This is a genomic window from Labedaea rhizosphaerae (assembly GCF_004362825.1).
GTDB lineage: Bacteria > Actinomycetota > Actinomycetes > Mycobacteriales > Pseudonocardiaceae > Labedaea > Labedaea rhizosphaerae.
Genome location: NZ_SNXZ01000002.1, coordinates 1,183,236 through 1,195,957, shown reverse-complemented (window position 1 = coordinate 1,195,957; position 12,722 = coordinate 1,183,236). Strand labels below are relative to the sequence as shown.

The 12,722-nt window shown below is 70.6% G+C and carries 15 protein-coding genes; 12 read left to right on the top strand and 3 right to left on the bottom strand.

Going from position 1 to position 12,722, the window contains the following annotated elements:
- Positions 1-693 carry an SDR family oxidoreductase gene (locus EV186_RS14760; protein WP_133849778.1) on the bottom strand — a complete coding sequence of 231 codons (693 nt, stop codon included), beginning with the start codon at positions 691-693 and terminating at the stop codon, positions 1-3.
- A 135-nt stretch (positions 694-828) separates the two neighbouring features.
- On the opposite strand from EV186_RS14760, the gene EV186_RS14755 reads away from it, so the two are divergent.
- The 11 genes from EV186_RS14755 (at position 829) to EV186_RS14705 (ending at position 8,048) form a co-directional block, all read left to right on the top strand.
- Complete coding sequence (locus EV186_RS14755) at positions 829-1,755, top strand: helix-turn-helix domain-containing protein (protein ID WP_133849777.1); 927 nt, start codon at positions 829-831, stop codon at positions 1,753-1,755.
- A gap of 28 nt (positions 1,756-1,783) precedes the next feature.
- Positions 1,784-1,894, top strand: coding sequence for a DUF397 domain-containing protein (locus EV186_RS40780; protein WP_424982676.1), 111 nt, complete (start codon positions 1,784-1,786; stop codon positions 1,892-1,894).
- Complete coding sequence (locus EV186_RS14745) at positions 1,891-2,058, top strand: DUF397 domain-containing protein (RefSeq protein ID WP_133849775.1); 168 nt, start codon at positions 1,891-1,893, stop codon at positions 2,056-2,058. The genes EV186_RS40780 and EV186_RS14745 overlap by 4 nt, the downstream gene beginning before the upstream one ends.
- A 15-nt stretch (positions 2,059-2,073) precedes the next feature.
- Complete coding sequence (locus EV186_RS14740; protein ID WP_133849774.1) at positions 2,074-2,997, top strand: LysR family transcriptional regulator; 924 nt, start codon at positions 2,074-2,076, stop codon at positions 2,995-2,997.
- Between the two features lie 12 nt (positions 2,998-3,009).
- Positions 3,010-3,996 (top strand): FAD-dependent oxidoreductase, encoded by a 987-nt coding sequence (locus EV186_RS14735; protein ID WP_133849773.1) that lies wholly within the window; start codon positions 3,010-3,012, stop codon positions 3,994-3,996.
- A gap of 67 nt (positions 3,997-4,063) precedes the next feature.
- Positions 4,064-4,708, top strand: a complete 645-nt coding sequence (gene rpe / locus EV186_RS14730; RefSeq protein WP_133849772.1) for a ribulose-phosphate 3-epimerase — start codon at positions 4,064-4,066, stop codon at positions 4,706-4,708.
- Between the two features lie 50 nt (positions 4,709-4,758).
- The gene (locus EV186_RS14725; protein WP_133849771.1) at positions 4,759-5,400 is read left to right on the top strand and encodes a riboflavin synthase; all 642 of its coding nucleotides are present in this window, start codon (positions 4,759-4,761) and stop codon (positions 5,398-5,400) included.
- Positions 5,397-6,635 carry a bifunctional 3,4-dihydroxy-2-butanone-4-phosphate synthase/GTP cyclohydrolase II gene (locus EV186_RS14720; RefSeq protein ID WP_133849770.1) on the top strand — a complete coding sequence of 413 codons (1,239 nt, stop codon included), beginning with the start codon at positions 5,397-5,399 and terminating at the stop codon, positions 6,633-6,635. Before EV186_RS14725 ends, EV186_RS14720 begins: the two co-directional genes overlap by 4 nt.
- The gene (gene ribH / locus EV186_RS14715; RefSeq protein ID WP_133849769.1) at positions 6,632-7,129 is read left to right on the top strand and encodes a 6,7-dimethyl-8-ribityllumazine synthase; all 498 of its coding nucleotides are present in this window, start codon (positions 6,632-6,634) and stop codon (positions 7,127-7,129) included. Before EV186_RS14720 ends, ribH begins: the two co-directional genes overlap by 4 nt.
- Positions 7,126-7,569 (top strand): PH domain-containing protein, encoded by a 444-nt coding sequence (locus EV186_RS14710; protein ID WP_133849768.1) that lies wholly within the window; start codon positions 7,126-7,128, stop codon positions 7,567-7,569. The genes ribH and EV186_RS14710 overlap by 4 nt, the downstream gene beginning before the upstream one ends.
- Before the next feature lie 59 nt (positions 7,570-7,628).
- Positions 7,629-8,048 (top strand): Rieske (2Fe-2S) protein, encoded by a 420-nt coding sequence (locus EV186_RS14705; RefSeq protein ID WP_243754040.1) that lies wholly within the window; start codon positions 7,629-7,631, stop codon positions 8,046-8,048.
- A gap of 9 nt (positions 8,049-8,057) precedes the next feature.
- Here EV186_RS14705 and EV186_RS14700 read toward each other — a convergent pair whose 3' ends face one another.
- On the bottom strand, positions 8,058-9,368 hold the full coding sequence (locus EV186_RS14700) for a COG1470 family protein (protein ID WP_133849767.1): 1,311 nt from the start codon (positions 9,366-9,368) through the stop codon (positions 8,058-8,060).
- A 153-nt stretch (positions 9,369-9,521) separates the two neighbouring features.
- Here EV186_RS14700 and EV186_RS14695 point away from each other — a divergent pair, with 153 nt between their 5' ends.
- Positions 9,522-12,098, top strand: a complete 2,577-nt coding sequence (locus EV186_RS14695) for a choice-of-anchor D domain-containing protein (protein WP_133849766.1) — start codon at positions 9,522-9,524, stop codon at positions 12,096-12,098.
- On the opposite strand, the gene EV186_RS14690 is transcribed toward EV186_RS14695, so the two are convergent.
- A complete protein-coding gene (locus tag EV186_RS14690; RefSeq protein ID WP_133849765.1) occupies positions 12,082-12,702 on the bottom strand; it encodes a class I SAM-dependent methyltransferase in 621 nt (206 codons plus the stop codon). The two genes, EV186_RS14695 and EV186_RS14690, sit on opposite strands and share 17 nt — an antisense overlap.
- Positions 12,703-12,722: the final 20 nt, after the last annotated feature.

The following is a 12,722-nucleotide window of genomic DNA, read 5'->3' as shown; positions in this document are numbered from 1 at the left end:
CTACCAGGGGATCTCGCCGTTGTCGTCGACGAAGGTGCCGCTGGGGCCGTCACTGTCCACTGTGGCCATCTTGATGGCGATGGCCGCGCCCTGGGCCGGGGTGCGGGGACCGCTGTGGTCGTTGAGGTCCGTGTCGCAGTAGCCCGGGCAGACGGCGTTGACCTTGATCGGCGTGTCCGCGAGCATCGTCGCCCACTGGACGGTGATCGCGTTGAGCGCCGCCTTGGACGTGGGGTACGCCAGCGACACCGGCACGCCGTCGAGGCGCTTGCTCATCATCGTCAGCGACCCCATGAACGACGACACGTTGACGATGCGGCCCGCGGAAGAGCGGCGCAGCAACGGAAGCAACGCGTTGGTCACGTCGACCACGCCGAACACGTTGGTCTCGTAGATGGGCCGCAGGTCGTCGTGGGTCATGCTGAGGATGCCCGCATTGTTCACCAGGACGTCCAACCGACCGAACTCGTTCTCGATCGATTGTGCTGCTGCTGCAATGGATTCAGCGTCGGTCACGTCGAGCTGCTGGAGTCGGACGTCGCCGTCGCCCTCCAGTTCGGCCACTGCCTCCTTGCCCCGGGTCGTGTCGCGCGCGCCGACCAGGACGGTGTGGCCGAGCCGGGCCAGGCCACGCGCGATCTCCTTGCCGATTCCCTTGTTGGCGCCGGTAACCAGCGCGATCGTCTTGCTCATGGGCCCAGTCGATCATTGGTGTGCGGGGCAAGGGAAAGACCGTCACGGTCCGGAGTCATAGCGCGCGGGTATGGGTGTTGCCTGCCCGGCTACAGGTGATCCTTTGGGGTGGATTGGGCGCGTGACCCTCCGCAGATGGCCGATCACGCTCTAGCGTTGTCGGCTATGGGCAGAGGGAACGCGGCAGCCTGTTACCGGGAACTGGGCGCGGAAATGCGACGGCTGCGCGAAGCGGCCGGATTGACGGGGCGCTCGATTGCGCGCAAGACCAAATGGGACCCCACCCGGGTGTCGCGCATCGAGTCGGGGCAGATCAACATCGATGTGGCGGACTTGTGTTGGTACTTGGGGATACTCCGCGTGGACAGAGACGTGGCACTGCCCTTGATCGACCTGTGCCGCCAGGCCAAGGAGGACAAGGGTTTCTGGCTGAGCCAACACGGCGAGTGGATCCCGGACACGCTAAGCTCTTTGATCTACCACGAGTCAACGGCCTCACTGTCGATCGGCTACGAGCCGATGGTCGTGCCTGGCCTGCTGCAGACCGAGCGCTACGCGCACGCCATGATCAGCCGCGAGCGCTGGCGCACGCCCGCCGACATCGAGTCGGCGGTGGAAATACGGCTCGATCGGCGCAACACCCTTGATCGCTTGTCGTCGAAATACGTCTTCTACATCCATGAACAGGCTCTACGCCTCGAGGTTGGCAGCGCCAATCTCATGTATGAGCAAATGATTGCTCTGACCTTGGCGGCGGCCGAACCGAAACTTGAGCTGCGAGTTGTTCCCGCGAAGGCGGGAGCGCGGTCCTACTTCGGACAAGACTTCGTGTTGTTCCAGTACGAAGAACACGAGCCGCTCGCCTACCTCGGTGGTGCGGTCACCGCGCTCTTCCTCGAAGATCCGACGTACATCGCCACCTACAGCGCCCTGGCGAACGAACTCGCGTCGGTGGCCATGGTTGCGGAAGAATCCAGGTCGTTCATCGCCGCGTTGGCGGACGAGTACGACCGAAGGGGTTTCCGGCATGCCACCGACCGAGTGGAGGAAGAGCAGTTTTAGCCAGGGTGGGGGGACCAACTGTGTAGAGGTGGCGTTCGGCCAGGTCCAGGCGGCGGTGCGCGACTCGAAGAACACCGAGGGTCCCGAGCTGAGCTTCCCGGCTCAGGCCTGGCAGGCGTTCGTCCGGCGCAGCCGATGACCGAGTGGCGCAAGAGCAGCTACAGCGGCGGGAACGGCAGCGACTGCGTGGAGGTGGCGATCAGTCCGCGCCGCGCGGCCGTGCGGGACTCGAAGAACATCTCCGGCCCGGTCCTGCGGTTCCCGGCCGAGGCCTGGTGGGCATTCGTCCTGCACCGCCGTTAGTCATACCCTGGGGGTATGGATGACCTCGAAGTCCGCGAACTGCGCTACTTCCTGGCCGTCGCCGACGAGCTGAACTTCACCCGTGCGGCGCAACGGTTGGGCATCGCGCAACCACCCCTCTCCAAGGCCATCCGCGCCATCGAGCACCGCCTCGGCGTCCAGCTGTTCACCCGCTCCACCCGCAAGGTCGAGCTCACCGAGGCCGGTCGCGTCCTGGCCGAACACGCGCGCCCGGTCCTGCTCGGCGTCGCGGCCGCCGTCGCCCGCACCCGCCGCGCCGCCGCGGCCGATCCCGCGCTGCTCGTCGCCATCAAGCCGGGGACCGGCGGCGACCTGCTGCGCGACATCATCTGCCGGTACTCGCTCGACCCCGGCCTCCCGCCGGCCGAGGTCGTGATCGGCGGCTGGGCCGAACAAGCCCAGATGGTCCGCGACGGGCGCGCCGACGTCGCCCTCATCGGTGGCCCGTTCTGCGCCGTCGGCCTGGACATCGAGCCGCTGCACAGCGAGCCCCGCATGGCCGCCTTGTCTGCCCGTCACCGGCTGGCAAACCGCACCGGCCTGCTGCGGTCCGATTTGGACGGTGAAGCCATCCCGCTCTGGCCCGACGCCGAGCCCGACAGCGACCTGGCCCGGTACTGGTCGGGCACCGACCGGCACCCGGACATCAAGACCAAGCCGGGGCCGGTGATCACGGACATGACGCAGTTGCTGGAGGTCGTGGCGTTCGGTCAGGGCGTCGCGTTCCTGCCCGCTTCGGTGCGCGACGCCTACCCCGACCGTGGCGTCGTCTTCGTGCCCGTCGCCGACCTCAGCCCGGCCACGCTCTACCTGGGCTGGGCGCAGTCGTCGAGCTCGCGGGCGGTGGCGGCCTTCGTGCGTGCCGCCCAGGACGTGACCGCCGACGAGGACGTGCTGGTCGAGGCGGTGCGGTCTTAGTAGCGTCGCGGCATGGACGACGTGGTGGTGCTCGGCGCGGGTGTGATCGGCTTGACCACCGCCCTGGGGCTCGCCGAGCTCGGCGTGCCGGTGCGGGTCTGGGCGGCCGAACCGCCGGAACGCACGACGTCGATCGTGGCGGGCGCGTTGTGGGGCCCGGCGTTCGGCGAGCCGCAGCTGGGCTGGAGCCTGGCCGCCAAGGCCGAGTTCGACCAGCTCGCGCTCGACCCGTCGACCGGCGTGCGCCAGGTCCGCGGCCGCGAGGTCACCGACATCTCCGCGGATCCGCCGCCGTGGGTCGACCACCTGCCGGAGCTGGAGTACTGCGACCCGGCGACGTTGCCGCACGGCATGCTGTTCGGCCTGCGCACCACCGTCCCGGTGATCACGATGCCGGTCTACCTGCGGTACTTGGTGTCGCGGCTGGCTTCGGCGGGGGTTTCGGTGGAGCTGCGGTCGGTGGACCGCCTCGACGTGGCGCCGATCGTGGTCAACTGCACCGGCTACGGCGCCCTCGCCCTGACCGCCGACGACGCGCTCGAACCGGTGCGCGGCCAGCACGTCGTCGTGGCCAACCCGGGCATCGACGAGTTCTACGTCGAGGCGCGCGCGGGCAAGGGCGCGGGCTTCTTCCCGCCCGTGGCCGCCGAAGACACCGAGGCCGACGGCTCGATCTGGGCCGGCTACTTCCCGCACGGCGACTACGTGGTGGTCGGCGGCGTGGCGCAGCCGGGGGAGACGTCCCTGGAGCCGGACCTGGACACCGCGCGCCGGATGCTGGCCCTGTGCGCGGAAGTCGAACCCCTGCTGGCGGACGCCGAGGTCCTGGACCACCAGGTCGGCCTGCGCCCCGGCCGTCCGGCCCCGCGCGTGGAAGCCGAACACATCGGCTCGTCCACCGTGATCCACAACTACGGCCATGGTGGGATGGGCGTCACTCTGTCCTGGGGCACCGCCCGCGCCGCCCAGTCGTTGGTGGCTGAAGCCATGGGCACCTGAGCCCGGGAGCCCTTCAGCCGGTGGTCGGCAACCTCGCCTAGACTCGGCAAACGTGCAGCGTAAGCCGATGATCGCCCCCAGCATCCTGTCCGCGGACTTCGCGCGGCTGGCCGACGAACTGGCCGCCGTCGAGGGGGCTGACTGGGTGCACGTCGACGTGATGGACGCCCACTTCGTGCCCAACCTGACCCTCGGGTTGCCCGTGGTGAAGGCGCTCCTCAAGGCCACCGACATCCCGATCGACTGCCACCTGATGATCGACGACCCCGACAGGTGGGCGATCGGGTACGCGGAGGCCGGCGCCTACAACGTCACCGTGCACGTCGAGGCGGCCAACGACCCCGTCAAGCTCGCCAAGGATCTCAAAGCAGCAGGCGCGAAGGCCGGCCTGTCGATCAAGCCGGGCACGCCGATCGAGCCCTACCTCGACCTGCTCAAGCACTACGACACGTTGCTTGTCATGTCGGTCGAGCCGGGCTTCGGCGGCCAGGACTTCATCGCCGACGTGCTCGACAAGGTCCGGGTCGCGCGCGACAGAACCGACAAGGGCGAGCTGAACCTGATCGTCGAGATCGACGGCGGCATCAACGCCGACACCATCGAGCAGGCCGCCGAGGCCGGCGTCGACTGCTTCGTCGCGGGCTCGGCCGTCTACGGCGCCGACGACCCGGCCCGGGCGGTCGCCGCCTTGCGGGCGCAGGCCGCTCGCTGACCGACCGAGCCGGTGGAGAAGACTGTCCGCGAGGCATGAGGAGGCTGTCGGTGTTCACCGGGATCGTCGAAGAACGTGGCGAAGTCGTAGAGGTCGTGGAGCTGCCGGACTCGGCGCGGATCGCCATTTCGGGGCCGCTGGTCACCAGCGACGCCAAGCTCGGCGACTCGATCGCGGTCAACGGCGTCTGCCTCACCGTGGTCCACCTGGCCGACGCGGTGTTCACCGTCGACGCCGTCCGCGAGACGCTCGAGCGCACCAGCCTGGCCAAGATCGCCAAGGGCGACCCGGTCAACCTGGAGCGCGCGATGGCGCTCGGCGACCGGCTCGGCGGGCACATCGTGCAGGGCCACGTCGACGGCACCGGCGTGTTCCTCTCGCGCGACGAGCAGGGCCTGACCTGGTTCGGCATCCCGGCCCGCCTGACCCGCTACCTCTCCGAGAAGGGCTCCATCACCGTCGACGGTGTCTCGCTCACCGTGGTGGATGTCACCGACGACAAGTTCGCGGTCGCGCTCATCCCGGCGACACTGGAGATGACGACGCTCGGCGAGCGACAGCCGGGCGAGCTGGTGAACCTGGAGGTCGACGTGCTCGCCAAGTACCTGGAGAGGCTGGCCGCCCCGCACCTGGCCGCGCAGCACCCGCCCGCGCAGGACCTGGCCGCGCGGGCCGAGCGGAGCGGGTCATGACCCAGACGCTGACCGAGGTCATCGAGGCCGCCATCGCCGACATCGCGGCCGGGCGCCCGATCATCGTCGTCGACGACGAGGAACGCGAGAACGAAGGCGACCTGATCTTCGCCGCCGAGAAGGCGACGCCGGAGCTGCTCGCCTTCATGGTCCGCTACACGAGCGGCTACGTCTGCGTCCCGCTGACCGAGGCCGACTGCGACCGGCTCGACCTGCCGCCGATGTTCCACACCAACCAGGACGTGCGCGGCACCGCGTACACGGTCACCGTCGACGCGCGCGAGGGCGTGAGCACCGGCATCTCCGCCGCCGATCGCTGCCACACCATCCGCCTGCTCGCCGACGCCAAGTCGACCGCGGCCGACTTCACCCGGCCCGGGCACGTGGTTCCGTTGCGGGCCAAGGAAGGCGGCGTCCTGCGCCGGCCCGGTCACACCGAGGCCGCCGTCGACCTCGCCCGGCTGGCCGGCCTGCGCCCGGCCGGCGTGCTCTGCGAGATCGTGTCGCAGAAGGAAGACGCCGACATGGCCCGGCGCGAAGAGCTCGAGGTCTTCGCCGCCGAACACGACCTGAAGATCATCACCATCGCCGACCTGATCGCCTACCGCAGGCGCACCGAAAAGCAGGTCAAGCGGGTCGCCGAGGCACGGATCCCGACCGCGCACGGGGAGTTCCGTGCGGTCGGCTACGACAGCCTGCTCGACGGCATCGAGCACATCGCGCTGGTCTACGGCGACCTCGAAGACGGCGAGAACGTGCTGGTCCGCGTGCACTCCGAGTGCCTGACCGGCGACGTGTTCGGCTCATTGCGCTGCGACTGCGGCCCGCAGCTCGACGCCGCGCAGGCCGCCGTGGCCGCCGAAGGCCGCGGCATCGTGCTCTACATGCGCGGGCACGAGGGCCGGGGGATCGGCCTCATGCACAAGCTGCAGGCCTACCAGCTGCAGGACGACGGCGCGGACACCGTGGACGCCAACCTCGCGCTCGGCGTGCCCGCCGACGCCCGCGACTACGGCCAGGGCGCGCAGATCCTCGTCGACCTGGGCGTGCGGTCGATGCGACTGCTCACCAACAACCCGGCCAAGCGGGTCGGGCTGGAGGGCTACGGCCTGACCATCGTCGACCGGGTGCCGCTGCCGATCTGGCCGAACCCGGAGAACCTGCGTTACCTGCGCACCAAGCGCGACCGGATGGGACACGAGCTGGGCCACCTGGACGAGGAGCCGCAAGCATGAGCGGGGAAGGCCGCCCGGAGCTGGAAGTGCCCGAATGCGAGGGCATCCGGCTGGGCATCGTCGCCACCCGCTGGCACGCGAAGATCACCGGCGCGTTGCTGGAGCGCGCGCTGGTCGCGGCCAAGCAGTCGGGCATCGACGAGCCGACGGTCGTGCGGGTCGCGGGCGCGATCGAGCTGCCCGTGGTGTGCCAGGCGCTGGCCAAGCACCACGATGCCGTCGTCGCGCTCGGCGTCGTGATCCGCGGTGGCACCCCGCACTTCGAGTACGTGTGCGACGCGGTGACCGCCGGGTTGACCCGCGTGGCCCTCGACGAGGCGACGCCGGTCGGCAACGGGGTGCTCACCGTCAACGAGGAGCAGCAGGCGCTGGACCGCTGCGGGTTGCCGGGTTCGGTGGAGGACAAGGGATTCGAGGCGTGCGTCGCGGCGCTCGACACCGCGAAGGTGCTGCGCGGGCTGCGTCAACCGTGGACGGAGCGTGGCTTCTCGTGACGACGTACCAGGCACGGCCGCGGCGGATCCGGTTCGTCGCGATCGCCGGCGCGGTGTTCTTCGTCGTGGTGTTCACCGTGATCGCGTTGCTGCTGAAGAAGTCGTCCACGGGCGTGTTCTTCAAGACCTCCGACCAGCTCGCGATGATCGGAATCGGGGTCGTGCTCGCCGCCGCGACGCTGGTGATCATGCGGCCGTCCGTGCGGGCCGACGACGAGGGCATCGAGGTGCGCAACCTGCTGGGCTGGCAGCGCTACGAGTGGGAGCTGGTGCGGTCGATCAGCTTCCCGGACAAGGCGTGGTGGGCCCGGGTCGAGCTGCCGGATTACGAATACGTCCCGGTGATGGCGATCCAGGCCTTCGACGGTGTGCGTGCGGTGGAAGCCATGCGTGAGCTGCGCCGGTTGCACCGTGCGTACCAGCAGCGCGCGGCCGGCTGAACCATTCACGCGCGCGGCGCGTACTCCCTGGTGGTGATCGACTACTCGGAGGTGTGCGCGTGACTTCTCGCCGACAGGTCCTCTGCGGACTCGCCATGGCGCTGGTCGCGCCGGGCGCGGTGCTCGCCGCTTGCTCGACCGACAGCGACAGCGGCGGCAGTCCGAGCGATGGCGCGGTCAAGCCCGGCGGCGTGCTGGCCAAGGTCAGCGACGTCCCCGTGGGCGGCGGCGTGCTGGTGGACGCGGGTGGGCGCAAGCTCCTGCTCGTCCAGCCGACGGCGGGCACGGTCAATGCGTTCGACCCGGCGTGCCCGCACCAGGGCTTCACGGTGAGCCCGCCGGCCGGCGGCACCATCGTGTGCCCGGGCCACGGCAGCACGTTCGACGCGGCGAGCGGTGCCGTGACCAAGGGTCCGGCGACCTCGGGTTTGAAGCAGGTGCCGGTCAAGGTCAGCGGCGGCAACGTGCTCGCCGCTTAAACCTGACGACTACTTGCCGAGCATGCCGGAGAACGACACCGACGGCGTGCACTGCGACGCGCCCGCGCCGGGCGTCGTGCAGCTGACGGCGACCACGACGGGCTGGTCCTTGGCCAGGTGCAGCGGGGTGACGTAGTGGTAGTCCAGGTCGCGGAAGTTGGCCAGGCCCTCCTCCAGGACGACCTTGTCGCCCATCATGATCCGCAGGAAACCCGTGTCACCACGGGGGTTCTGCAGCACGAGGTCGCCGATGTCCAGGGTGTGGTGGTCGGGCGCGGTGTAGCTGAATTCCTTGAACGACCCGTCGGTCACCGGCGGCGCCTGGGTCGCGACGCGGAACGAGACCGGCTTGCTGGCCGGTGCCGCGGCTGAACCGCCCGCACCACCCGCGCCGCCGGCCCCCGCGGCCCCGCTCTTGGCCGTCGTGGTGACCGCGGCGGCTCCGTTCGCGCCGCCGGCAGCACCGCTGCCGGACCCGTCGGCGGCCTTGTTGGCCCGCGCCGCGGCTTGGTCGGCGCGCGCCGCCGCGCTGTTGGCCTGGCTCGCCTGTTCCTGCGCCTTGTCCTGCGCGATCGACTCCACCGACGGTTTGAGCAGCGTGAACCAGACCGCGACCAGCACCCCCGCCAGCGCCACCAGCGCCACGGCCGCGGGCAGCAGCCAGCGCGGCAGCAACTGCTCCTGGGTCATCACGCCGTCGGCGGTCACCGGGTCCTTGCCCTCGGCGAGCACCAGCAGCTGGAACGGCCGGGTCTTCGGGTCGCCCTTGAGGAACCGCTTGTGCGGCACCGCCTTGACCTTGACGATCGTCGCCGTGCCGGCCTGCGCGACGAACGCGGGCGGGTCGATCTCGATGGCCAGCTCGTCGTCAGGGTCCGCGCCGAGGACCTCGACGGGCACGCCCTGGTTGCCGGTGTTGTCCACGGCGAGCCGGAACTTGGCCCGCTTGCGGCCCTTCCGCTTGGCAGGCACGAGTTCCGCGCCGACCTCGACGAACGGCTCGACCGTGACCACGCCTTCCTCGACCACGGTGCTGTGCGGGTCCTCCCGCGAACCCACCCGCACGCCGAAGGGCACCTCACCGGCGAGCACCCGCGAGTCCTTGGGTGGCGCGAAGGTGACGGTCACGTCGGCGTGCGTGCCGGGCAGCAGGTTGACCATGGACGGCACCACGGTCGCCCAGCCCGTGCAGTCGCCGACCAGGTCGATGGCGAACTGGTCGACCACTTGACCGGAATTGCGCACCCGCGCGGTGCACGTGGTCTCGGCGCCCCCGGCGACGGTCAGCACGGGGGCGGTCAGCGATACGGCGACGCTCATGGCCGTCAGTTTCCGGTGGCCGCGCCCGCACGGGCAGCGGCTCCTGGGTACCGGACAGGGAAAGCCGGCGTGCCCGATCGGGCGTGTGGACGAGCCCGAACACCGGCCCGATCAGCGGACCGGCGCACGGGTTCGCGCCTTTAGCTTGCCTACGTGAGAACCCGGTCCGCACGCGTCGTGCCCGCCGTCGTGCTGGTCTTGTTCGCCGGTGTGCTGGTCGCGGTCGGCGGGCCCGCGGCGGCCGCGGTGGCACCCGGCGACACCCAGCTGGCGTCGGTGCGCGACGACGGCTCCGAGCCACCGTTCGACGACACGTACGGCGACTCGATGGCGGTGTCGCTGTCGCAGGACGGCCGCTACGTCGGGTTCGACACGATCAAGGCGCTCGACCCCGCCGACCCCGATCCGCCGGGCAGCTACTACGGCAACCGCGACGTCTACGTCCGCGACCTGCGCGCGCCCGGCCACACGGTGCTGATCAGCAGGCCGGTCCCGGACGAGGACGGCGGCTCCGGCAGCTCCATCACCGTCGAGCTGGGGATCGGGGCGGCGGACCCGAGCGGCGAGAGCGCCGCACCCGCGCTCTCGGCGACGGGCCGGTTCGTCGCGTTCCAGACCACGGCGGCCAACCTGCCCGACAACGACCGCGACGCCGCCAGCGACGTCGTCGTGTGCGACCGCGATCCCGACGGCAACGGCGTGTTCGACGAGCCGGTCGAGGGTGGTGGCACCAACGACCGGTACGTGGTCGTTGGCCGCGCCTACCAGGGCGGCGTCCGGGCCTACACCAACGATTCGCCCAGCATCTCCGCCGACGGCATGACCTTGGCGTGGCGGCAGCACGCGCTGGGCGGGGACTACGCGACCACGGTCGTCGCCGTGCACCTGTCGACCGACGACGGCGTGCTGCTCCAGCCGCAGGAGTCCGACTACATCGACCTCGCGTCGGCCGAGCACGACCAGGCCACCGAGGTCGGGTCGAGCACGCCGAAGGTGTCCGCCGACGGCAGGCAGGTGGCGTTCGTGGTGCACCTGTGCGGCGAGAGCTGCGTGACGTACCTGCACCGCAAACCGTTGCTGGCGTTGGACGGCGCGCCCGTCTACAGCAACCTGACGGTCGTCGAGGTCGAGGACCTGACCAACCGCCGCACCGTGCGGGTGGACTACGAGCCGGACGGCCACCTGCGCTCGACCGGTTACGTCTACGACCCGGCGATCTCCGGTGACGGACGGGTCGTGGTGTACCAGGCCCAGCCCGACTACTCGCAGACCGGGGACGACGTCGTGCCGACGATCATGGCGGTGGACCGCGACCCGGACGGCGACGGCAAGCTCGGCCCCGGTGACGGCGAACCCGTGAAGTCCTTTGTGGTCTCTCGGAACAACAACGGCGAGCCGGGATACGCGTTCCAGCCGTCGATCTCCGCGGACGGGCGTTACGTCGCGTTCGCGACGAGCGACCAGGACATGTCCGACGGCGTCACGCCGGGCTCGGCGATGGGCAGCGAGGGACCGCCGTCGGAGATCGTCGTGCGCGACATCGTCGTGGACCAGCAGCGCGCCGCGGCCCACCAGCCGCAGCTGCCCGGCGAGCTGGCGACCGTCAGCGTGCAGCCCGACTGCGGGGAAGACCTGCCGCCCGGCACGCAATGCGGTGGCAGCGGGAGCAGTTACACGCCGTCGCTGTCCGGTGATGGCCGGGTGGTGGCCTTCGACTCCAGGGCGACGGATCTGATGAGCACGCCGTTGCCGTGCTGCCCGGACCGGGTGTACGCGCGCACGTTCCGCCCGTTCGCCCAGGCCGACCCGGCCGAGTTCGGCCAGGTGCCCCTGGGTAGTTCGCAGACCCGCACCATCACCGTGCGGCACAACGGGTTCAGCCCGCTTCGGATCACCGGTGTCACCGTGTCCGGTGTGGACTTCGACGTGTTCCCGGCGCAAACGTGTGCGGGCGCGACGCTCTACGAGACCGGCAGCTGCCTGGTGTCGGTCCGGTTCGCGCCCACCGCGGTGACCGGTCGCGCCGGGACCCTGCGCATCGACGTCGTGGGCGCGCCGCCCACGGTGGTGTCGCTGACCGGGGCGGGCGGCGGCGTGGCCACCGGCTTCGTCGCGGCGCCGAACCCGTTGGTGTTCACGGCGATCAAGCCGGCGCTGGCACCGACCGGACCGGCGGTGGTGACCATCGCCAACCGCGGTCCGGTGCCGTGGAACATCGGCGCGGTGAAGGTGATCGGTGGCCCGCACCTCAACCCGGGCGACTTCAAGATCACGGCGAACACGTGCGCGAACACCACCGTGCCCGCGGGCGGAACGTGCCGGGTGACGGTGGTGGCGACCGGGCACGGCGCCGGGCTGACCGAGGCCGTGCTGTCCATTGCGGACACCAGTGCCGGTGGGCCGCACCTGGTCGGGCTGCTCTTCACCACGACGGTGCCGACCCTGCAGGTGAGTCCCGCCGCGCTGCCGTCCGGGCGGGTGGCCACCGTGACGGGACAAGGGTTCCCGCTCGACCACGACGTCACGGTGAGCCGCCCCGGCTCGACTCCGGTGACCGCACACACGAGCGCCACCGGGACGTTCACCACTCCGCTGGTGATCTTCGACCACGCGGTGGTGGGACCGGCGCCGGTGGTGGTGACCGCCCCCGGCACGACCCTGCACATCGAGGCGCCGCTGCTGGTCGTGCTGGGCACGTTCCAGCCGCCCGGGTTCACCGGTCGCCGGTGACCGGCCTCGTGGCCAGCACGCACGCCACGGGCGGGTCGAGCGGCAGGGTTTCCAGGCGTGGCTGGGTGAACCCGGCCCGGACCAGCCGGTCCCGAAGCTCGCGGCCGGCCTTGGCGGTGGTCGCCGCCGTGGCGCCGGGGCAACGCGGCTGGCTGGCCAGCGCGATCAGCCCACCCGGCCGCAGCAGCCCGCGCAGTTCGACGAGACGCTGGTCGGGGTCCGGCCAGAACCCGACCGTGTTGATGGCCATGATCGTGTCGAGCGGCGCGTCGAAGCGCGGCAACCGGTCAACGGACGCCTGCACCACCTCGACCCGGCCCGCCCGGACGGCGGCGGCGTTGCGTTTGCGGGCCTGGCGCACCATTTCCGCGGAGTGGTCCACGCCGTGGACGTGACCCGCGTGCCGGGCGAGCTCGCGAATGGCCACGCCGGGGCCGCAGCCGAGCTCGAGCACGCGGTCCGTCGGGCGCGGGTCGAGCAGGGAGACGACCCAAAGGCCGCGCCGGCGGTTGGAGGAGCGGTGCGCCATGAACCAGCCGACGAACCGGCCGGTGAGCCCACGCGGGTGGCCGAACTGGGTGATCAGGTAGTGCTTGAGGGACATGATCGAAGCCAACAACTTCA